General features: G+C 65.9%; 14 protein-coding genes and 1 pseudogene. 6 read left to right on the top strand and 9 right to left on the bottom strand.

Going from position 1 to position 21,403, the window contains the following annotated elements:
- Positions 1–3: 3 nt before the first annotated feature.
- Entirely contained in the window at positions 4–3,966 is a 3,963-nt protein-coding gene (locus tag OWC43_RS10125; RefSeq protein ID WP_393956576.1) for a hypothetical protein, read from the bottom strand.
- Positions 3,967–5,025: 1,059 nt separating this feature from the next.
- Here OWC43_RS10125 and OWC43_RS10120 point away from each other — a divergent pair.
- Positions 5,026–5,761, top strand: a pseudogene (locus tag OWC43_RS10120) (IS5/IS1182 family transposase).
- Positions 5,762–5,777: 16 nt separating this feature from the next.
- Here OWC43_RS10120 and arfB read toward each other — a convergent pair.
- Positions 5,778–6,203 (bottom strand): alternative ribosome rescue aminoacyl-tRNA hydrolase ArfB, encoded by a 426-nt coding sequence (gene arfB, locus OWC43_RS10115; RefSeq protein ID WP_393956574.1) that lies wholly within the window; start codon positions 6,201–6,203, stop codon positions 5,778–5,780.
- Positions 6,204–6,226: 23 nt separating this feature from the next.
- On the bottom strand, positions 6,227–6,505 hold the full coding sequence (locus OWC43_RS10110; protein ID WP_137829371.1) for a BolA family transcriptional regulator: 279 nt from the start codon (positions 6,503–6,505) through the stop codon (positions 6,227–6,229).
- 138 nt (positions 6,506–6,643) lie between these two features.
- On the opposite strand from OWC43_RS10110, the gene OWC43_RS10105 reads away from it, so the two are divergent.
- The 3 genes from OWC43_RS10105 to cobT all read left to right on the top strand — a co-directional run bounded on the left by OWC43_RS10105 (position 6,644) and on the right by cobT (position 10,562).
- Positions 6,644–7,336, top strand: coding sequence for a J domain-containing protein (locus OWC43_RS10105; RefSeq protein WP_137829370.1), 693 nt, complete (start codon positions 6,644–6,646; stop codon positions 7,334–7,336).
- A 259-nt stretch (positions 7,337–7,595) separates the two neighbouring features.
- The gene (gene cobS, locus OWC43_RS10100; protein ID WP_137829369.1) at positions 7,596–8,579 is read left to right on the top strand and encodes a cobaltochelatase subunit CobS; all 984 of its coding nucleotides are present in this window, start codon (positions 7,596–7,598) and stop codon (positions 8,577–8,579) included.
- A 72-nt stretch (positions 8,580–8,651) separates the two neighbouring features.
- A complete protein-coding gene (gene cobT, locus OWC43_RS10095) occupies positions 8,652–10,562 on the top strand; it encodes a cobaltochelatase subunit CobT (RefSeq protein ID WP_137829368.1) in 1,911 nt (636 codons plus the stop codon).
- A gap of 154 nt (positions 10,563–10,716) precedes the next feature.
- Here the strand turns inward: cobT and OWC43_RS10090 are convergent, their stop codons facing one another.
- Positions 10,717–11,538, bottom strand: a complete 822-nt coding sequence (locus OWC43_RS10090) for a transporter substrate-binding domain-containing protein (RefSeq protein WP_393956573.1) — start codon at positions 11,536–11,538, stop codon at positions 10,717–10,719.
- Positions 11,539–11,712: 174 nt separating this feature from the next.
- Between OWC43_RS10090 and OWC43_RS10085 the strand changes: the two genes are divergently transcribed.
- Complete coding sequence (locus tag OWC43_RS10085; RefSeq protein WP_393956571.1) at positions 11,713–13,587, top strand: glycosyltransferase; 1,875 nt, start codon at positions 11,713–11,715, stop codon at positions 13,585–13,587.
- Here OWC43_RS10085 and OWC43_RS10080 read toward each other — a convergent pair.
- From OWC43_RS10080 to OWC43_RS10070, 3 genes are all read right to left on the bottom strand, one after another.
- Complete coding sequence (locus OWC43_RS10080) at positions 13,538–14,131, bottom strand: SCO family protein (protein WP_393956569.1); 594 nt, start codon at positions 14,129–14,131, stop codon at positions 13,538–13,540. The genes OWC43_RS10085 and OWC43_RS10080 overlap by 50 nt on opposite strands.
- Before the next feature lie 307 nt (positions 14,132–14,438).
- Positions 14,439–15,896, bottom strand: coding sequence for a siroheme synthase CysG (gene cysG / locus OWC43_RS10075; protein WP_393956567.1), 1,458 nt, complete (start codon positions 15,894–15,896; stop codon positions 14,439–14,441).
- Positions 15,897–16,098: 202 nt separating this feature from the next.
- The gene (locus OWC43_RS10070; RefSeq protein ID WP_393956565.1) at positions 16,099–18,783 is read right to left on the bottom strand and encodes a molybdopterin-dependent oxidoreductase; all 2,685 of its coding nucleotides are present in this window, start codon (positions 18,781–18,783) and stop codon (positions 16,099–16,101) included.
- Between the two features lie 297 nt (positions 18,784–19,080).
- Between OWC43_RS10070 and OWC43_RS10065 the strand changes: the two genes are divergently transcribed.
- Positions 19,081–19,521, top strand: a complete 441-nt coding sequence (locus OWC43_RS10065) for a DUF779 domain-containing protein (RefSeq protein ID WP_393956563.1) — start codon at positions 19,081–19,083, stop codon at positions 19,519–19,521.
- 297 nt (positions 19,522–19,818) lie between these two features.
- On the opposite strand, the gene OWC43_RS10060 is transcribed toward OWC43_RS10065, so the two are convergent.
- Both OWC43_RS10060 and egtD read right to left on the bottom strand, forming a co-directional pair.
- Entirely contained in the window at positions 19,819–20,247 is a 429-nt protein-coding gene (locus OWC43_RS10060) for a DUF992 domain-containing protein (RefSeq protein ID WP_393956562.1), read from the bottom strand.
- A gap of 166 nt (positions 20,248–20,413) precedes the next feature.
- Positions 20,414–21,391 carry an L-histidine N(alpha)-methyltransferase gene (gene egtD / locus OWC43_RS10055; protein WP_393956560.1) on the bottom strand — a complete coding sequence of 326 codons (978 nt, stop codon included), beginning with the start codon at positions 21,389–21,391 and terminating at the stop codon, positions 20,414–20,416.
- Between the last annotated feature and the right edge of the window lie 12 nt (positions 21,392–21,403).

Genomic DNA, 21,403 nt, shown 5'->3' with positions numbered 1-21,403 from the left:
GCATTACACCCTCCGTCCCTTCGTGTTCGCCAGATCGACTTGATGCTCGCAGAACGCGCGGACCGGATCCCGATTGTCACAGGCAGCTAGGAACGGATCGGCCGTGTAGCTAGGCTGGACGATCTCGCGAGAAATGTGCCTGTTTTCGATCCTGGCCAGAATGGTATTGGCAACAACATCGCTCTCCCAAGACAGCGTCCTACGGCGGACCTGAGACTGCGCGTATCGGCTCCGGTTCACTCTTTGGACATCGTTCGCCGCGAGTAAATCCATAAGAGCGGCCGCTACAGATTCGGCGCTTTGGTAAGCAAGCACAGCTGTATCATTTACGTAGTCGAACAGGTTATTGTATCGGAATAGATCGACCGGAATGCAGCCGGCCGCCATCATTTCGAACGGAATCCGAGAGGGATTTGTCAGACTCAAGCAGAGCCCGGCAGAGCACTGATTGTACAATGCATTAATTTTCTTAAGATCGCGTATGAGACCAAGATTGATAATATCGATGTCGGAATTGATCGTTTGATTGCTTCCGAACGCGTAGATCGTGATGCTTGGATCATTTTGCTTAACAAGCGACAGTGCGGCAAGCGCCATCTCGGTTAAGCGACGCGGCTTCTCCGGTTGATAGAGGAAACAAATCGCGCGCTCCCGCTTTACTGTTTCGTCCTGGAAGTACACACCCGTATCCACACCCAGGCCTGACGAGATCGCAGTGCTGCCCGTCAGATTCCCAATGACGTGCGATAACCATCGGCCAACAGTGTGGTGCGTCAAGCCGTATGCATAACTGTTTTCAGCAACGATGTACCCGTTGCTCATCGGATTGAAAGATGCCTCGAAGTCTTGAACCAAGTAACCTTTGTGTGTCGCGTAAGGTAAGTCTGCGACGAATCTCGCTGAATGTGCGATTGTGGCGAGAGCATAGTCACATGGAATATGCTTGTGCCATTGTGAGTGCAGAATGGCCGGTGTATCGCCGAGCCATTCCTCAACTAGTTCGATGCCATCGCCCTCGCCATCCATGAAGCAATGCAGTTCGAAGCCCAGCGCTTGCACGGCTTTCGCCGCACTCATGATTGTCCGATGCCCCCCCGAACCAGTGAGGGGAGACGGTGTGTACACGCAAACTCGGCCGAGATCCGCTTTCAACCCGCGCCGCACTTGGAACGCCGAAATCGCGACCGGGGCAGCGAGACGCTGGTTGGTCGTCTCTTGGTCCCACCATCGAGAGACTAGCGAGCACCCGTAAAGCGCTTCCGGCCAGCGATTTTTGGAGGCAATCGACGACATCTGGTGATGGAAGTCGGCGCCGACGTGATGATGAAGGAGATGCTTCAGCTCCGTCTCGTTGTGAATGATCTCAAGCTGTCCCGTCCCGAATGTCTCATTATGCTCAAGCGCAAGGAAGGCGTCTGCGAACTCAACGGGTGGTCTTTTTGCCAACTCGACGACGAGCGATTGAGCGAGTCCCCTGAGATCACGTGACACTAACCCGTGGAGTCGGATATAATTGACGATATCAGCCGTCGCTTCCAGCATTCCACGCTGTATTGGCTCGATGTATGTGGAGACAACCTTGTCCTCCCCAGCGACGATTTGTCGAACGGGGTGTATGCTGCCGTCACTCTCCTGATATCTAATAATTGATCCACCAACACAATTGAAGAGCATCTCTAACGGTGCGACTTCTGACACGAATGAACCGACATGCTCGGTGTTTTCGTTGTAAATCCATCCAAATTTCAGGCATGTTTCGGCCTGCTTATTGATAAATCTGAACAAACCAAGGTAGTGCCCGCGCGACGGTCGGTGAATGATGTGGGCTAAATTATCCTGGATTGTTCCGCGCCATCCAATATCGACCACGCTGTATGGCTTCTTCGGGGCTTCCTTCAGACCAATTTTGTCTAAATAAGCGCGGATCTGCTGACGCTGCTCCGCACAGGAAGCCTTCAGATGTTCCTTGAACGTCTGATCCTGGAGGAGCTGTCGGAACGATTCGTCCTGCCATGGATATTGGATCGTTGCGTCGGGCGATATGCTCACGCGTCGGCAGCCGGCCTCAAGTTCTCGCATATCCAGATTGAGCGAGGCAGCAAAAGATCGCGGCGATTGCGAACTGTACAAGTTCCACATTCGCATAAATTCATCAGTCTCTCCGGCCTCGATGGAGGCTGCAAACGTTGCCCGTCTGCTCACCTCTAAAAGACGAAGGTCGGGATATTTGGTATGATACGGATCCAATGCCACAATTTTGCGAGCGACATCGAGGAAAAATTTGCCCTCTCGCGTAAAGAAATACACGTCAGGGATGCTCTCGGAAATCGCATCTTCCAGAACCGAAAGAACGAATCCGATTACGATCGGTGAGAGCCGAGCGCCGATTGCTGCCAGTCGATTGCCTTGATTCTCCAAGCGTCGCGCGACGTGCTCCGTGAGAGCCTGTAGCCGCAGTTCGTGACACTTCCCAGCCCGGTTCATGTAATCATCGTACGCCTCGTGAAAGAAGCGCGTACGACTCAGTTCGCTATCGTTTTGATAGTGTTTAGCCGTAACACCGAAAGCATCAGCTCTCTCGACATCGGCATGCTTGTGATCGCCAACATGTATCCAGTCCTTAGAAGGCTTTATATCCAGATGTTTGGATATTACATCGTACAGTTTACCGCTACGTTTCGTCTCGAATGTTTCGCAGGAAGAAAAACCGCCGACGAAAAGATCACCTGCTCCGTGATAAGACAGAATTTGCTGTATGAATTTGCTGGGAGCATAAAAATCTGAGGCAAAATACTTGCATTTTTGGTAGTTTTTGAGTGCGCGATGAGCCGGCGCGTCCAGCCGGGTCGATCGCTGCTCTGCGACCAACTCCCAATCGAGCAAGGTTTGAAGGATGTCCGAGAGGACGCCTTCGTCGACTGTGCGCAGTGTCGTGATTTGAAGCCAACGGACGAACGATGATTTCAGATCGTACTCATAGTCGGCCGTTGCAACCTCTCGCTCGGCCTCAAAACGGGCCCGCAACAGTATTGTTGGATGATTATAGTATGGCTGTAGGAGCAATTTGTGATTGATTAACAAGCTTCTGGCGGTCTGAAGTTTAATTTCGTCAGGATGACAGTTTCTTCTCAAAATTGTATCCCAAATATCGACAGTGAGAAACTTCGCGCATTGTATATCTGGGAAAATTACTTCATCATCCTTAAATAATGGTGCGGTCTGCGCGTAAATATTTTCTTGATAGTGCGCTTTAGTTGAAGGATCCGAATTTTTAATGCCGCCGGAGAGAACTCGATAGCCGAATCTGTTATTATAATCGGCTTCATTGGTAGCTCTTGATGGATAATTATTTACCAAATCGATGAGGGTAGCACTGGAGTTTTCAGACCGATCCAGATAGCGGTTTGCATACCAGCGTAGGTCGACATTCGGATGGGGGGGGCGGCCCTCTGCAAGGCCGTGAGCCAAGTAATGGAACAGCGGATTGATGCCCGAAGCGAGTACATCGGGATTGTTGTTCAAATACCAAGTCGTATTGAAGTGCCGGCTCGGGTGAAGGCCCTGCTCCCATCCAAAATTCAGAAAATGTAAAAATGCGGGCGCATCCTTGACGTCAGGGCTCTCGTTTTTCGTCGTGGCCGCCAGCTGAGAGATATAATATTGTGTATCAAACAGGGGCGAAGGGTTGCGGCCTTCGAACTGACCGTGAATCAGGAAATGACGCAAGGCCTGGATGAAGCTACCCTGTATATCGACATATTTACTTTTATAGAAATCAGCATCAAAGAGATAAAGTTTTTCGATTCTTCGCTTTTCTAAATACATAAGCATGGCATTAAAATTTTTTGGCCGCTCGTCTCGACGTGAAAAATATCCATTAACTTGAAGAAGCTTTAGCAAAAGGCTTTCGCTGGCTGTTTGCGATTCAATCTTAATCGACGACTTGAATCGTGACACAAACGACATCGTTTACAACCTCTTTTATTATTGGGGTATAATTTTGTTTTGGATCTATTTACTTGACATCAGATGGTATGTATCGGTGTATGCTGGCCTGCCTCCATTCAGTGAGCCTGGTTCAAAGTTGGTGCATCGTTGGACGCTTGGCGATGGCCGGGTGAGTGACTGGTGCAGAAGCGTTTGGTTTCAGATTGCCTGATGACGACCTGAAGCGAGGGCGGGCGGTATCTGAGGGATGGGTGCCACCAGTTAGTATTGTAGTCCTTCCGTATTGTTTTCTTAGATTGGGTAGAATGCATTGCCAGAGAGGGCTTCGCCATGCAGCTTTGCGTTAAGTCTCTTGCCAAAACCATCCGTCTATAGATTTTATAGATAAATATAGACTGTATGTGGACAAGATATTGTTACCCTGTATCCATCGCAATTTGCGGTGAACTTTGGAATTATTATCTCAGTAGACCCGACTTGATACGCCGCACAGACTGGAAAGATCCAAGCGAATACAGATCACATCAATTGCCCTTGGTTTGCGCGCGACCCGGATGGCCCTGCGCTCGTGGGTGAACTCGTCGATCACCTTCAGCGTCCGGTGCTTTCGCCCGTTGCGCGTGCGGTGCTCGACAAAGTCGCGGTACCAGGCGTGATTACGATGCTCTAGCCGCAGTTGCAAGCGCGAGTCATTTTGCCTTGACTGAGAAATTTGATCGCATATCTGTAATGCCATCAGAGAAATATAGTATATACGATTTTTAGTATGCGATATATGCAAGTTAAAAGGTCGTAATAAATTGGATGACGCCATCTCGAAGCGGCAACTCGCACGTGATCATGAGGGGTCGAGCCTCGTTGTAGTGGCCACTCCGCCCACAATACGCTTGCAATCATCGGACAGTAACCTAAATCATGATGCGTTCACGGATTCCGCCAGTAAACGTCTATTGATCAACTTAATGGGGCATAGTCGGTCGTTTTGGCTGGTTGGGAAATCGATCTCGACCCCATTCGGATAGGCCCACTGGTCAAACATGTGACCGGCGAACTCAGAGCGCCTCACAGAACGGCGTGATGCGGTTGGTGAAGCGTTGGTCGAGTGCGGCGCGACCTCCGCTGTCCACTGCTCTGGATCGAGTTGCCCCTCTCCTGCCGCCGCCCCGTCCCTACCCAAACGGCGGACGGCCTGCGATCGAAAACCATGCTGCGCTCAGGCTTGGCCCTGGGCGAAGTTGCCAGCCGACGGTGCTGCTGCACCGCCTCGACGCGGCCCGGCGAAATCGACTGGCGGCGGGCGAGCCTGGACAGGGCTCGTGTCTCAGCCAAGAAGGGGGCTGCCATCGGCCCGAACCTGCCGGAAAGAGGCAAGACCGAAACGAAGCGCCACCGCGTCACCGACGCTCGCGGCACGCCCCTCACGGTGAGCTCAACGAGCCATCGGCCTGAGGCTGACCGCGGCAACCGACACGACCGCCCGCAAGCGGCCCCGACCTGCGATGCCATCCTGCTGCTGGGCACGGGTCGATGGGGCCGACCGCCTCGACGCCCCGACCGGCTGCAGGCCGACAAGGCCTGGTACGCCGCGACCTGTCGGCCGGAGTGCCGGGCGCGCGGGATCGTGCCACGCCTTGCCTGCAAGGGCCTCGAGAGCCGTGAAAGGCTCGGCCGCCAAAGCTAGATGGTCGAGCGCATCCAGGCCCGGTTCGATCGCTTTCGCCGCCGGCCGATCCGCTACGGGCATCGAGCCGACATTTGCGAGGCCTTCCCAAGCCTTGCGGCCAGTCTCATCACCATCGAGCGGATCAGATAATTCTGCTGAGGCGCTCCTACTCGCTGTCGCCCGGGCCGCCGCGCAGCCGCTTGATGCTGCCGCGGCGGCTCTTCGATTCGAGCCGGCGGGTCTTCGAGGCCAGGGTCGGCCGGGTCGGGCGGCGCGGGGTCGGCGGCACCGCGGCCTCGGCCACCAGGGCGGCGAGCCGTTCGCGGGCATCCGCCCGGTTGCGCTCCTGGGTGCGGAAGCGCTGGGCGTTGATCACGAGCACGCCCTCCCCCGTCAGGCGCCGTCCGGCGAGCCGCATCAGCCGCACCGCCACCGCGTCGGGCAGGCTGCGGGAGCGGCGCACGTCGAAGCGCAGCTGCACCGCCGTCGAGAGCTTGTTGACGTTCTGCCCGCCGGGACCCGAGGCGCGCACGAAGCTCTCCTCGATCTCGGATTCGTCGATTTCGATCTGCGGCGTGCAGACGAGCGCCACGGCGCCCTCCCCTTCGATTCGCGTCAGCCCGCCTCGGCGGGTGTGCGGGCCCGCACCGCGAGAGCGTGCAGCCCCCGCTGGAAGGCCTGATCCAGCAGCGCATTGACCATGCGGTGACGCTCGATCCGGCTCTTGCCTTCGAAGGCCGGCGAAACGACATCCAGTCGGAAATGCGTCTCCCCCTCCGGCCGTGACCCGGAATGGCCCGCATGGAGGTGGGATTCGTCGATCACCTCCAACGCCGTGGGGGCGAGTTCGTCGCTCACGCGGCCGGCGATCCAGTCCCTCAGGGTCTCGGTCATCTGGTCGGTTCCTCTCATCCCCGGATCGCCCGCAGCGCGCTTTCGCGCCGCTCGGGCGTCAAGCCCGCATCCACGCATGCGTCATCAGGCCCGACGGCCTTGTCCGCCGCCTTGTCCGCCCCTCATAATCGGGTCGTCATGGATCTCAACTCGCCCCTGTTCGACCGCATCCGCATCAAGCCGACCTGCGACGACCCCAAGGACGGCTCCAAAGCGAGTTCGAAGGGCGGTCGCGCCGGCGCGAAGGCCAGCGCGACCACGGCCGCAGAGGCCACCTGCGAGGCGCCGGGCTGCACCGGCGCCGGGCTCTACCGCGCGCCCAAGGGGCGGCGGCACGAGGGCCAGTATTACCGCTTCTGCATCGACCACGTGCGCGCCTACAACGCCGCCTACAACTACTTCGACGGCATGAACGACGCCGCCGTCGAGGCCTACCAGAAGGACGCCATGGTCGGCCATCGCCCGACGTGGTCGATGGGCGTCAACGCCGCGGCCGGAGCCGGCGCCGACAAGGCGGCCAAGCCGGAGGCCGAGCGCGATTGGGCCTATGCCGACCCGCTGGGCATCCTGCGGGCCAACGGCCTCGGCGGCGGCGCGCGCCGAGCGGCGCAGCCGGAGCCGCAGCGCCCGCGCCATTCGGCCGCCGTGACCAAGGCCCTCGACGTGATGGGGCTCGACGACACCGCCGACACCGCGGCGATCAAGGCCCAGTACAAGACCCTGGTGAAGCGCTTCCACCCGGATGCCAATGGCGGCGACCGGTCCTTCGAGGAGCGCCTGCGCGACATCATCCGCGCCCACGACGTGCTGCGCGCCGCCGGGATGTGCTGACGCCGTGCCGGCGGGGCGGCACGAAGGATGCACGCAGCGCTGGGCTCTTCGGCCCGCATGGGGCGGACATTCGGCGCCGGGCTCCTATATCGCCGCGGAGCGCCTGTATCTGTTACCCCGCTGTTCCCCCTTGGCGATGCCGAGGGCCGGCGATTAAGGAAGACGGCCCCCCGGCCGATGCGTTGACGATCCCAACACGAGTCAAAGTGCGATCGCGCCGGGCCCGACGCCCCCGCCGGTCGCTCCGATGAGGTCCCGTATGCTGTCCGACGAAACGCCCGCTTCCCTGCCCGACCGTCAGGTCTCCGTCCGCGAGGTGTTCGGCATCGACCTCGACCTCAAGGTTCCGGCCTATTCCGAGGCCGAGGAGCACGTGCCGGACCTGGACCCGGACTACATCTTCGATCGGGAGACGACGCTGTCGATCCTGGCGGGCTTCGCGCGCAACCGCCGCGTCATGGTCACGGGCTATCACGGCACGGGCAAGTCGACCCATATCGAGCAGGTCGCCGCGCGCCTGAACTGGCCCTGCATCCGGATCAACCTCGACAGCCACGTCTCGCGCGTCGACCTCGTCGGCAAGGACGCCATCGTCCTCAAGGACGGCAAGCAGGTCACCGCCTTCCAGGACGGCATCCTGCCCTGGGCGCTGCAGAACAACGTGGCGCTGGTCTTCGACGAATACGATGCCGGCCGCCCGGACGTGATGTTCGTGATCCAGCGCGTGCTGGAACTGTCGGGCCGTCTGACGCTGCTCGACCAGAAGCGGGTGATCCGCCCGCATCCGGGCTTCCGCCTGTTCGCCACCGCCAACACCGTGGGCCTGGGCGACACCTCCGGCCTCTATCACGGCACGCAGCAGATCAACCAGGGCCAGATGGACCGCTGGTCGATCGTCACCACGCTCAACTATCTGCCGCACGACCGCGAGGTCGACATCGTGCTCTCGAAGGCGACGCACTATCAGGGCGAGGGCGGGCGCGACACGGTGAGCCGGATGGTCCGCGTGGCCGACCTCACCCGCAACGCCTTCATGAATGGCGACCTCTCCACCGTGATGAGCCCGCGTACGGTCATCACCTGGGCCGAGAACGCCGACATTTTCCGCGATATCGGGTTCGCGTTCCGCGTGACGTTCCTCAACAAGTGCGACGAGCTGGAGCGGCCCCTGGTGGCCGAGTTCTACCAGCGCGCCTTCGGCAAGGAGTTGCCCGAGAGCGCTCTGAACGTCGCGCTGAGCTGAGGACGGTCGCGGGCTTGGCCCGCGAACGTTCCGAGGCGCTCCCCGCTCGAATGCCGGTGAACCTGTAACGCCATGGCCCTGACCAACCGCAACAAGTCCGGTGAGCGCAAGGAACCCGGTGCCGAGCCGCTGAAGCGCTCGGTGGCCGGCTGCCTGCGCGCCATCGCCAAGCGGCCGGAGATCGAGGTCACCTATGCGAGCGATCGGCCGGCCCTGATCGGCGACAAGGCGCGCCTGCCGGAGCCGACCCGGCGGCTGACCGCCGAGGATGCCGCGATCCTGCGCGGCCATTCCGACTCGATGGCCCTGCGGCTCGGTTGCCACGACATCGGTGTCCACCGCCGCCTGGCTCCCGAGAATGCCGCCGCGCGCGCCGTCTACGACGCCGTCGAGCAGGCCCGCGTCGAGGCGATCGGCTCCCGCCGCCTCGCGGGCGTGGCCTCCAACATCACGGCGATGCTCGAAGACCGCTATCACCGCGGCGGAAAGTACGAAAACATCACCGACCGGGCCGACGCGCCGATGGAGGACGCCGTCGCCCTGATGGTGCGCGAGCGCCTGACCGGTCAGGCGCCGCCGCCGGCCGCCGCCCGGATCGTCGAGCTGTGGCGCGACCACATCGAGGCGCGGGCGGGGAAGAATCTCGACGGCCTGCTGGGCTCGATCGAGAACCAGCGCGGCTTCGCCCGCTCGGTGCGCGATCTCCTGTCCTCCCTCGACATGGCCGACGAGACGCCCCTCGACCAGGACGACGAAACCGACGAGGACGAGAACCAGTCCCAGGACGACGAGCAGAGCCCGAGCGAGGGCGAGGCCGAGGAGAAATCGCAGGGCGACCGTGCCGAGATCGAGGTGACCGACGAGTCCGCCGACGAGTTGGAGGAAGGCGCCACCGAATCCGCCGACGCGCCTTCGGGGGAATTGCCGGAGGAGGCGGAGGACGCGGAATCGGAGGAGGCCTCCGAATCCTGGCGCCCGCCGACCAGCCGCGGCAACGAGCGCACCGGTCCGGATTACCGGGTCTACAACCCGCGCTTCGACGAGGTCATCGAGGCGGAGGAGCTGTGCGATGCCGAGGAACTGACGCGCCTGCGCAGCTATCTCGACAAGCAGCTCGCCCATCTCCAGGGCGTGGTCGGGCGCCTGGCCAACCGGCTCCAGCGCCGCCTGCTGGCGCAGCAGAGCCGGGCTTGGGAATTCGATCTGGAGGAAGGCCAGCTCGATCCGGCCCGCCTCGTGCGCGTCGTCATCGACCCGTTCCAGCCCCTCTCGTTCAAGCGCGAGAAGGACACGGACTTTCGCGATACCGTCGTCACGCTGCTCCTCGACAATTCCGGCTCGATGCGCGGACGCCCGATCACGGTCGCGGCGACCTGCGCCGACATCCTGGCCCGGACCCTGGAGCGCTGTGGCGTGAAGGTGGAGATCCTGGGTTTCACCACCCGCGCCTGGAAGGGCGGCCAGAGCCGCGAGGCGTGGCTCGCCGGCGGCAAGCCGGGCAATCCCGGTCGCCTGAACGACCTGCGCCACATCATCTACAAGAGCGCCGACGCGCCCTGGCGCCGGGCGCGCAAGAACCTCGGGCTGATGATGCGCGAGGGGTTGCTCAAGGAGAACATCGACGGCGAGGCCCTGGATTGGGCGCACAAGCGCCTGCTCGCCCGTCCCGAGCAGCGCCGCATCCTGATGGTGATCTCCGACGGTGCGCCGGTCGACGATTCGACGCTCTCGGTGAACCCCGGCAACTACCTCGAGCGCCACCTGCGCTACATGATCGAGGAGATCGAGACCCGCTCGCCCGTGGAATTGCTGGCCATCGGCATCGGCCACGACGTGACGCGCTACTATCGCCGTGCGGTGACGATCATCGATGCCGAGGAACTCGGCGGGGCGATGACCGAGAAGCTGGCGGAGCTGTTCGAAGAGAATGCGAACGGTGGGCGCATGGCGCCCGCGCCGCGGCGTGCGGCCGGGGGGCGCTGAAGCGTCCTCTCACCCCACCCACCCCCTCATCCTGAGCTGCTGCGCAGCAGCCTCGAAAGAAGGCTCCAGCGGATCGCGCGGTCCCTGGCACCCTCCTTCGAGGCCCGCTGACGTGAGTACCTCAGGATGAGGTCGTCGGGTGACGCAGTTGCGCTCAGAACGGACTCACCGGAAAGAAGCGCAGGTACAGCTCGGCGTATTTTCCGTCGTCCCACACCCTCTGGAGCGCGTCGTCGAGCGCCCGCGACAGGGCCGCGTCCTCGGTCCGCGTCACGAGGCCGATGCCCTCGCCGAAATAGCGGTTCTCCAGGTAGTCGCCGCCGATGAAGGCGCAGCAGCTCTCCGAATCCTGGCCGTTGAACCACAGCGCGAGGTTGAGCCCGTCGGCGAACAGGTAGGCGACCTCGCCGCGTTTCAGCGCGCCTTGCGCGGTCGCGAGGTCGGGAAACGTCTTGCGCACGGCGTTGGGGAAATAAGCCTTGAGATAGGCCTCGTGCGCGCTGCCCTCGACCGCGCCGACGTTCCGCTCGGCCAGTGCGGTCGCGGAGGGAATGGGCAGGTCGGCGCCCTGGCGCACGGCGAAGCGGGCCGGCCAGCGGAAATAGGGCCGCGTCGCGAGGAAGCGGGCCCGCAGGGACGGCGTCAGCGGCACAGCGGCGGCGACCACGTCGCCCTGCTTGTCGGCGAGGGCGTCGAGCAGCGTGTCGAAGCGGCGGGCCTGGACCGTGCAGGCGATCGTGAGGCGCTCGCAGACGGCCCGGGCGAGTTCGACGGAGAAGCCCGTGGGCGTCCCGTCCGGGCCGGCGAAATGCAGCGGCGGGAATTCGTCGTCAGTCATGAAGCGCACCGCCCGACCGGTCTGCGGGGCATCCACCCGCTCGCCGCGGGCGCGGGGATTCCAGAAGTTCGGGATGGTGACGGAGGGCGCCGGGGCGGCGGGAGCCGGGGGCGGCTGTTGCGCCTGGGCCACGTCCATCACAAGAAAGTTAACACAGATTAACAAAGCGCGTTTCAACCCACGCGGGTGCCTTGACGCGCGGGTCGAGCCGGTGGAGCGATCGGCATGCGTGGAGAGGTCTCGGCCCATGCCTCTCCCTAGCACGGCGCGGGCCCGCAGGGAGCCGCCGCCCTGTCCCACCTCGCGAGATCGATGCCGCTGCCTGCGGAGATCGCCTTCCTGGCGGGCCGCGTTCCGCCCGCCACCCTGAACCGGGCCGCCATCCTCGCGCGGCATCTCGGCACCGACGCCGCAACCGTGCTCCTCAATGAGGGTTGGATCGCCGAGGACGCGTTCTATCGTGCCCTGGCCTACCGGCTCGACACCGAGTTCCTGGATCACGCCATTCCGCTCGGCGACGGCCTGCGCCACCGCCAAGCGGTCGCGGCCGGCGCGGCGCCCCTCGCCCGCGGGAACATCAGAAAGCTCGTCGCCGCGCCGCGCGGATACGCCGTCGCCCGGCTGATCGAGGCGGCGGAGCGCCTGGAGGGCCCACCCGCCATCACCTCGCCGACGCGCCTTCGGGAGGCGATCTTCGCCCAGTGCGGCCGGGCGATCGCGGAGGAGGCCGCCGACGGGCTTGCCCGGCATCGCCCGGAATGGTCGTGCCGGCCCGGACCGCAGACCGTCGACCTGACGCTCGCCGGCCTCGTCCTCGCCCTCGTGGTCCTGTTGACGCGATTGCCGACCCTGACGAGCCTCGTCCTGCTGGCCCTGATCCAGGCGGCCATGCTGGCGCTCCTCACCGTCCGCCTCGCGGCGGTCGGGATCGCGACGACCGAGGCGCCGGAATCCGCCCCCGATGCGCTCCTCCCCGACGCGGCGCTGCCGACCTACACGGTGCTGGTGGCACTCTTCCGCGAGGCCGCGGTGGTGCCGCGGCTGGTTCGGGCGCTCGGCCGGATCGATTATCCGGCGGCCAAGCTCGACATCAAGTTCCTGCTGGAAGCCGAGGATGCCGAGACCCTCGCGGCCTTCCGCGCCGTGCCGCTGCCGGCCCGGTTCGAGGTCGTGGTGGTCCCCGACGGCCAGCCCCGCACCAAGCCGCGGGCGCTCAACGCCGCCCTGCCCCTCGCCCGCGGCGCGCATCTCGTGGTCTACGACGCGGAGGACGTGATCGAGCCGGATCAGCTCCGCCGCGCCGCCACCCTGTTCGCCCAAGCTCCGGCCTCGACCGCCTGCCTCCAGGGGCATCTCGTCATCGACAACCAGGGCGACGGGCTGCTGCCGCGCCTGTTCGCCATCGAGTACGCGGCCCTGTTCGAGGTGCTGGGGCCGGCGCTCGCCGCGTGGCGCGTGCCGACGCCCCTGGGCGGAACCTCCACGCATTTCCGCACCCGCGTGCTGCGGGCGCTGCACGGGTGGGACTCGTGGAATGTCACCGAGGATGCCGATCTCGGCCTGCGTCTGGCGCTCGCGGGCTACCATGTCGGCGATCTGCCGAGCGCGACCTACGAGGAGGCGCCGAAGCATCTCAAGGCGTGGCTGCGCCAGCGCACCCGCTGGATGAAGGGCTTCCTGCAGACGAGCTTCACCCATGGGCGCGATCCCGTGGCAGCGTGGCGCCGCCTCGGGCCGGTCGAGAGCCTGTGCGCCCTGGCGCTCCTGCCCGGCACGGTCGTCTCGGCCCTGTTCTACCCGTTCATGATGGGGCCGGGGCTTGTCGAACTCGTGCTTGGCGCCCCCGGCCCCGATGCCGGCCTCCTGGCCCACGCGACCCATGCCGGCGCCTGGACGGTGTTTCTCGGAGGGCTGATGGCGATCCTGATCCCCGGCTTCGTGGGCTGCCATCGCCGGGGCTGGCGCGACCTGATGCTCCTGGTGCCGCTGCTGCCGCTCTACTTCGTGCTGGTTAGCCTCGCGGCGTGGCTCGCCGTGATCGAACTCGCCCGGCATCCCCACCGCTGGAACAAGACCGAGCACGGCCTGTCGCGCAGCTCGCGGACCGGGGCGCTCGGCCGCAGGCGGGCGGCCGACGCTACAGCCGCTTGCTCAGCTCCGCGGCCGTCTCCTGCGCCGGCCGGTTGATGTTGACCGCGCCGACGAAGCCGTTCTGGGCGTCCATCAGGTAGACCAGCGCGGTGTGCTCCATGGTGTAATCGTTGCCCTGGCCCGGCACCTTCTTGGCATAGGCGCGAAACGTCTTGACCGCCGCCGCCACCTGCTCGGGGCTCCCGGTGAGGCCGACGATGCGCGGATCGAAGCTCGACAGGTAGGTCTTCAGGGTGTCCGGGCGGTCGCGCTCGGGATCGACCGTGACGAAGGCGACCTTCAGGCGGTCCGCCTTCGGGCCCATCGCGGCCAGGACATCGCTGATCTGCTGCAGCGTCGTGGGGCAGATATCCGGGCAATGGGTGAAGCCGAAGAAGGCGAGGTAGGGCGTGCCGGCGAAATCGCGCTCGGTCACGGTCTGTCCGTCCTGATTCACCAGGGTGAAGGGCCCGCCGATGCCGCTCGCCGCCACGCCCTGGCGCGCCTGCGGCACCAGCGTGATCACGGCGGCCGCCGAGAGGGCGACGAGACCCGCCACGAAGGCGGCGATGGGCAGGAGGACGCGGCGGGACGGGCGCATGGGGTTTTCGCGTGTGGAGCGGGTTTGGCCGCGCATCATCACGGCCTGACCCGACCCTGCAACCCCCCTGCGCGCCAGGGCGGCGCATCGCCGCCGCGATCACGCAGCCTCAGAGGCTGTCGGATCGGGCCCTCGGAGGCCGGAGGGATGGGACGTTTCCGTTCCTTCCCGTCCACACCCCCATCCCGAGGCGCGAAGCCTCGAAGGCGGGTTTTAGGGATCGCGCGACTTCCGGAGCCCTCCTTCGAGGCCGCTCGCGCGGCACCTCAGGATGAGGGCCAGGGTGGGAGCAGCGATCGAACGGCTCTTACGACGCCGCCGCCTGCAATTCCGGCCCCGGCAGTGCGGTGCCAGCCTCGTGTCGGCCGAGCGCCTCGCCGACCATCAGGATCGCCGGTCCCTCGAAGCCCGCAGCCTCGACCCGGTCGGCGAGGTCGGCGGCGGTGCCGGCGACGGTCTGCTGGCCGGGGCGGGTGGCGTTGAACACCACGAGGGCGGGCGTCGTCGGCGCGAGGCCCTCCGCCACAGCCCGCGCCAGCAAGGCGCCGAGAGTTCGCTTGGGCATGTAGACCACGGTGGTGACGCTGCCGTCGGCCAGCGCGCCCCAGTTCAGGTCTTCGGGAAGCGCGCCGCGCCGGTCGTGGCCCGTGACGAATTGCAGGCGCCGCGCCGCGTCGCGGTGCGTGAGCGAGACGCCGAGCGCGGCGGCCGCCCCCTGGGCCGCCGAGACGCCGGGCACCACGGTGCAGGGAATGCCGGCGAGCCGGCAGGCCTCGATCTCCTCGCCGGCCCGGCCGAACACCAGCGGGTCGCCGGATTTCAGCCGCACCACCTGCTTGCCGGTCTTGGCGAGCGAGACCATCAGGGCGTTGATATCGTCCTGGCGGCAGGAGGGGCCGTGCCCGGTCTTGCCGACGAGCATCGTGCGGGCCTCGCGGCGGGCGTAATCGAGGATCTCGGGGGCGACGAGGTCGTCGTAGAGAATCACGTCGGCGTTGCGCAGGGCCCGCAGCGCCTTGAGGGTCAGCAACTCGGCATCGCCCGGTCCGGCGCCGACCAGCGTGACCGCCCCGCCCATCGGCAGCGCCTCGGTCTGGCCCATCAGCTCGTCGAGATCGGCCTGATTCGGTGCCCGGTCCGGCTCGGCGAAGGCGCGGTCGGTGAACCGCTCCCAGAAGCCGCGCCGCTCCGAGAAACCGTGGAAGCGGGCCGAGACCGTCTCGCGCCAGTCGCGGGCGGCCGCAACCCAGTGCTTGAAGCCGCGCGGCAGCATCGCCTCGATCCGCGCGCGCACGGTCTGGCCGAAGACCGGAGCGGCGCCTTCCGTGGAGATGCCGACGACGAGCGGCGAGCGGTTGACGATGGCGCCGAACTTCACGTCGCACAGATGCGGCCGGTCGACGGCGTTGACGATGGCGCCCGCGGCGCGCGCGGCCGTGACGAAGGCGACGCAATCGTCCTCGTCCTCCATGGCGCCGATGGCGAAGGCGGCGCCGTGCAGGTCCTCGGGCGTCCAGCGTCGCTCGTGGAGAGTCACCGAGCCGGCGGCGATCTCGGCGGGCACGCCGCGCAGCTCCTCGCTCGGCTCCTCGGCGTAGACGTCGACGCGGGCGCCCGCGGCGGCGAGCAGCTTCACCTTCCACGGCGCGCCGCCGTTGGAGCCGGCGAGCACCGCCCGCTTGTCCTGAAGCGGCACGAAGACCGGCAGAACCGCCAGCGGCTCGAGGCCGGCGCGGGTTTCGCGGGGTTGACGGGGTATGCTCATGGGCTTCGACGCGTCACTCGATCCGTGAGGCCGGGACAACCGGCTCGTTCCATCTCCGCCCTCATCCTGAGATGCCGAAGCGAAGCGGAGGCCTCGAAGGCGGGCTCCCGTTCGCGCGGCGATCCCTGGAGCCCTCCTTCGAGGCTGCTTCGCAGCACCTCAGGATGAGGGCGAGAGTGGGACGAATGGGGAAAACTTGCGCTCAGGCGGCGTTGCGCGCAAGCGCTCCGGGCAACAGCTTGCGAATCTCGGGGATGCACGAGCCGCAATTCGTCCCCGCCTTGCAGGCCGCCCCCACCGCCTCGACCGAGCCGGCGCCGCCCGCGATGCAAGCTGTGATGACGTCGAGGCCGACGCCGTGGCAGGCGCAGACCACCGGACCGGCCGAGGCCCCGGCCGCCCGACCGGACAGCAGCGTGCGCCGGTCCACCGCGTCGATGTCTCCTCGTGAAAAAACCTGCTTGGCGAGTTCCCAGTCGGGCCGGCTTTCGCCCGGCGCGAGGGAGAGCGCTGCGACGAGCCTGCCCTCCGTGTAGACGGCGCAGCGGTAGAGCCCGCGGGCGTGATCGACGTATTCGGCGAGTTCCTGCCCCGGAAACATCCCGCGGATCGCGAGCGCCATCTCGCGCGAGCCCTCCTGGGTGGCGAAGAGCAGGCCGGAGCCGCCGGAGACGGTGGCCCGCGCCCACCACCAGCCGGCCGGTGCCGCGAGCGGCGCGCGCGTCAGCAGGTAGCCGCGGGAGCGGTAGGCGACCGGTGCGATGCCCGCCGGCGTCGCTTTCAGCTCGGGCTGGCCGGAGACCGGATCGGTCACGCCGCGGGCGAGCGCGGCCCCGCGCCCGTCGGACGACGTCATGTCGCTCCAGTGCATCGGCACGAAGATCGCGCCCGGCCGCACCCCGTCGGTGACGGTGACTTCGAGAATGGCGGTGCCGACCTCCGAGGCCACGCGGGCGAAGCCGCCGTCCTTGAGCCCGAAGCGGGCCGCGTCGTCGGGATGGACCTCGACGAAGGGCACCGCGCGGTGGGCCGAGAGCCGCTGGCTCTTCCCGGTGCGGGTCATGGTGTGCCAGTGGTCGCGCACGCGGCCGGTGTTGAGCACCAGCGGACGCTCCGGGCTGACGCCCTGCGCCAGCGCCGGGGGCTGCACCGCGACGAAGCGGGCGCGCCGGTCGAAGGTGAAGAATCGCCCGTCGGCGAAGAGCCGGGCGCGGCCCTTCGCCTCCGTGCCGCGCTTCGGCAGCGGCCATTGCGCCGGCAGATACCCGTCGTAGGCGCGGTCGCTGAGGTCGGCGAGGCCGCCGATGTCGAAGTCGCGGGCACCGTCATTCTCGAAGGCCGAGAGCGCGGCGTGCTCGCGGAAGATCTCGGCCGCGGACCGATAGGCGAAGGCGTCGCCGTGGCCGAGCCGGCGGGCGACGTCGCCCATGATCGCCCAATCGGCCCGCGCCTCGCCGGGCGCCTTGAGGAAGGCGCGCTGGCGCGAAATGCGCCGCTCGGAATTCGTCACCGTGCCGTCCTTCTCGCCCCAGGCCAGCGCCGGAAGCAGCACGGTCTTCTTGCCCGCCGCGCAGGCGCTGTCGCTGGTCGCGATCGCCTCCGACACGACGTAGAGGTCGAGCTGGCGAACCGCGTCCCGGATGCGGTCGGCCCGGGGCATCGAGACGAGCGGGTTGGTGCCCATCACCCATAGAGCCTTGATCTTGCCGCGCTCGATCGCCTCGAACAGGGCCACCGCCTTCATCCCCTCGCCGGTGATGATGTTGGGCGCCTTCCAGAAGCGGCGGACGCGGTCGACCTCCTCGGGAGCGAAGTGCATGTGGGCGGCCAGCATGTTGGCCAGGCCCCCGACCTCGCGCCCGCCCATGGCGTTGGGCTGGCCGGTCAGCGAGAGCGGGCCCATGCCGGGCTTGCCGATCCGCCCCGTGGCGAGGTGGCAGTTGATGATGGCGTTGCCCTTGTCGGTGCCCTGCGCCGACTGGTTCACGCCCTGGCTGAACCCGGTGACGACCTTCTGCGTGGCGGCGAACAGATCGAAGAAGGCCTGCACGTCGCCGGTGGCGAGGCCGGTGGCCTGGGCGGTGGCCTCGGCGCTGGGCGCGATCTGACGGGCCCGCTCCAGGGCGCCGTCGAAGCCGGCGGTATGCTCCGCGACGAAGCGCGCATCGAGCCGTCCGGCCTCCGCGAGGTGGACGAGGAGGCCGGAGAATAGGGCGGTGTCCGTGCCGGGCATGAGGCCCAGATGCAGGTCGGCCTCCTCGCCGGTCTGGGTGCGGCGGGGATCGATCGTGACGATCTTCGCGCCGCGCTTCGCCCGGGCGTCGATCATCCGGCGGAACAGGATCGGGTGGCACCATGCGGCGTTGGAGCCGACCAGAACGATCAGGTCGGCCTCGTCGAGATCCTCGTAGCAGCCGGGCACCGTGTCGGAGCCGAAGGCGCGGCGGTGGGCCGCGACCGCGCTCGACATGCACAGGCGCGAGTTCGTGTCGACATGGGGGGTCCCGACGAAGCCCTTCGCGAGCTTGTTGGCGACGTAATAATCCTCGGTCAGCAACTGGCCCGAGAGGTAGAAGGCGATCGAATCCGGCCCGTGCCGCTCGGCGATGCGTTTGAGGCCACCGGCGACGGCACCCAGCGCGCCCTCCCAGGAGGCGACCTGCCCGTCGACCATGGGCTTGAGCAGCCGGTCCTGAAGGTCGACGGTCTCGCCGAGTGCCGAGCCCTTGGAACAGAGCCGTCCGAAATTCGCCGGATGCTCGGGATCGCCCGCGATGGCGACGCCGCCCTGCCCGTCCGGCGTGGCGAGCACGCCGCAGCCGACCCCGCAATAGGGGCAGGTCGTCTTCACCGCGGGGGCGGCGAGAGCGGGAGACGGTTGGGTCATGGCGGATCCTCTGCGGATTCTTCTCGGTCACCGGACGGGACGAGGTCGAGCAAGGATCGGGCCGGTGGCCATGCGTATTGCGGCCGCACGGGCCGGGGCCGGCACATCGCGGGAGGGTGACGAAGGTCAGGAAGCTTGGGCCCAAGGACGAATGTTCGCGGCTGCATCCGCTCTGCTAATCTTGTCGCAAGTGACGGATTCGTGCGCCGAATTCACGACCGGTTTCGTCCGGGGTTCTTGGACTTCCGCCGGGACGGGCTCAGATAACGACAACGCGATAAACAGGGAGACGCGACGATGAGCGAGCAGGTGTCCAACCCGGCCGAGACCATCGATCTGGTGACCGCCGAGCAGGCCGACAATGCGGGCACACCCTTGCGGGTGACGGCGACGCCCGCCGCCCTCGAGCTGATCGCCGAGCTGAAATCCGACTACGGCCCGGTGATGTTCCACCAGTCGGGCGGGTGCTGCGACGGTTCCTCGCCGATGTGCTACCCCGTGGGTGACTTCATCACCAGCGACGGCGACGTGCATCTCGGCCAGGTCGGCGGCGCGGATTTCTTCATCTCCCGGTCGCAATTCAGCGTCTGGAAGCACACCCACATCATCCTCGACGTGGTGCCCGGCCGCGGCGGCATGTTCTCCCTGGAGAACGGCCGCGAGAAGCGCTTTCACATCCGCTCGCGGTTGTTCTCGGCGGCGGAGAACGAGGCTCTGGCCGGCGCCTGCCAGCTTTGAGGACACGGGTTTGACGCAGCCGTCATTCCGGGGCCGCGCAGCGGAACCCGGAATCGACCCGTGATGCGACGCCCTTCACGCCCTCGCGGCCCGTCGTGGAATCCGGGTTCGCTGATCAGCGCCCCGGAATGACGAGCGCGTCGCGTAACGAGGATCGCTCCAACCCATCCCCCTCATCCCGAGGTGGCGGCGCCCAGCGTCGCCCTCGAAAGAGGGCTCCAGCCGGCCGCGCCATCTCTGGAGCTGCCCCTTTGGGCACTTCATGATGCGGGTTGGGAGAGCGGATAGAGAAAAACCTCAGCGCGCGCCGAGCGTGACCCGCGCCTCGTCCGCGGCCAACCGAAGCCCGGTCTCCCCCATGGCATCGATCGGGGCGAGGTCAGCCCGCTCGCCCCGGAGCACGGCGCCATCGCCGCTGAAGCGACCGACGAGCAGGCCCGGCCGGAGACGGCCATCGGCCGTCGTCACGCGCCAGGTCAGGGTGCGGGCGCCCTCCCCGTCCGTGCCGGGCGGCAGGAGGGCGGCGTAGCCCTGGCGCTGCCCGTCGGCCGTCACGAGGTGGCAGGCCGCGCCGCGGGTCTGACCGAGGACGAGGCCGAGATCGGGATTCGTCCGGCAGGTCAGGGTGCCGACGGTCCGGCCGGGGCCGGCCTCGTCGAGGCCGTGCGCGTAGGCGATGGTGGCGGCGGCGGTACCGAGGGTGAGGGCGACGAGGATCGAGCGCATGGGACGGGTCCGGGAGCAGGTCTTCGGGGCGGCGGTCCGTCTCGAAAGCGGACCGCCCGCTTCCGCGGGGAAGCGTTGCCGTTAACCATGATCCCGGTGCATTTCCGGCCGATGCCGTCGCGCGAGCGGATTGTTGCGTCGTCGGCCCGTGCGACGCAACGAACGATCAGCCGGCGCGCCGCAGGGCGTGGACCGAGAACAGCCCGTCCGTATCGGTCCAGGCGTCGAGGGCCGACCAGCCGGCCCGGGCCGCGAGAGCCCGGAAGCTCTCGATCGTGTACTTGCAGCTGTTCTCGGTGTGGATCGATTCGCCCTCGGCGAAGGGGAAGGCACGGCCCGCGACCCGCACCGTCTGCGCGACGCGGCTGACGAGATGCATCTCGATGCGCGATTCCGCTTCGTTGAACAGGGCGCGGTGGGCGAAGCTCGCCGGATCGATGTCGCCGCCGAGTTCGCGGTTGATCCGATGCAGCAGATTCAGATTGAACGCGGCCGTGACGCCGGCAGCGTCGTCATAGGCGGCCTCCAGCACGTCCCGGTCCTTCACCAGATCGACGCCGAGGATCAGGGTTGCGCCCTCCCCCAGGATGCGCCCGAACACGTCGAGGAGGCGGGCCGCCTCGGCGGGCTCGAAATTGCCGATGGTCGAGCCGGGGAAGAAGCCGGCCAGCGGCCGTCCGGACAGGCTCGGCGGCAGGGTGAAGGGCTGGGTGAAATCGGCGGCCACCGGCTCGACCGGGAGATCCGGGAAGTCGGCCCGCAGCACCCGTGCCTGCTCGGCCAGGAATTCCCCGGAGACATCGACCGGCACATAGGCCGACAAGCCGGGCAGATGCCGCAGCAGGCGACGCAGCTTCACCGTCGAGCCGCTGCCGAATTCGACCAAGGCGGCGCCCTCGGGCAGGCGGGCCGCGATCTCGGGCCCGCGCTCGTCGAGGATGCGCAGTTCCGTTCGGGTCGGGTAGTATTCCGGCAGGACCGTGATCTTCTCGAAGAGGGCCGAGCCGGCAGCGTCGTAGAAATACTTGGCCGGCAGGGACTTCCGGCGCGCGCCGAGCCCGTCCCACACATCGGCCAGGAACAGCCCGTTCTCGGGAAGCGGCGAAGCCGGAGCGTCGGCGCTCAGGCGGGGATCGATCGTCAAGGTGACACTCCG

It is taken from the genome of Methylorubrum sp. POS3 (genome assembly GCF_043352485.1).
In the GTDB taxonomy this organism is placed as follows: Bacteria; Pseudomonadota; Alphaproteobacteria; order Rhizobiales; family Beijerinckiaceae; genus Methylobacterium; species Methylobacterium suomiense.
The sequence above is the reverse complement of the archived record's forward strand: the minus strand, read 5'-3'. Positions and strand labels throughout refer to the sequence as shown.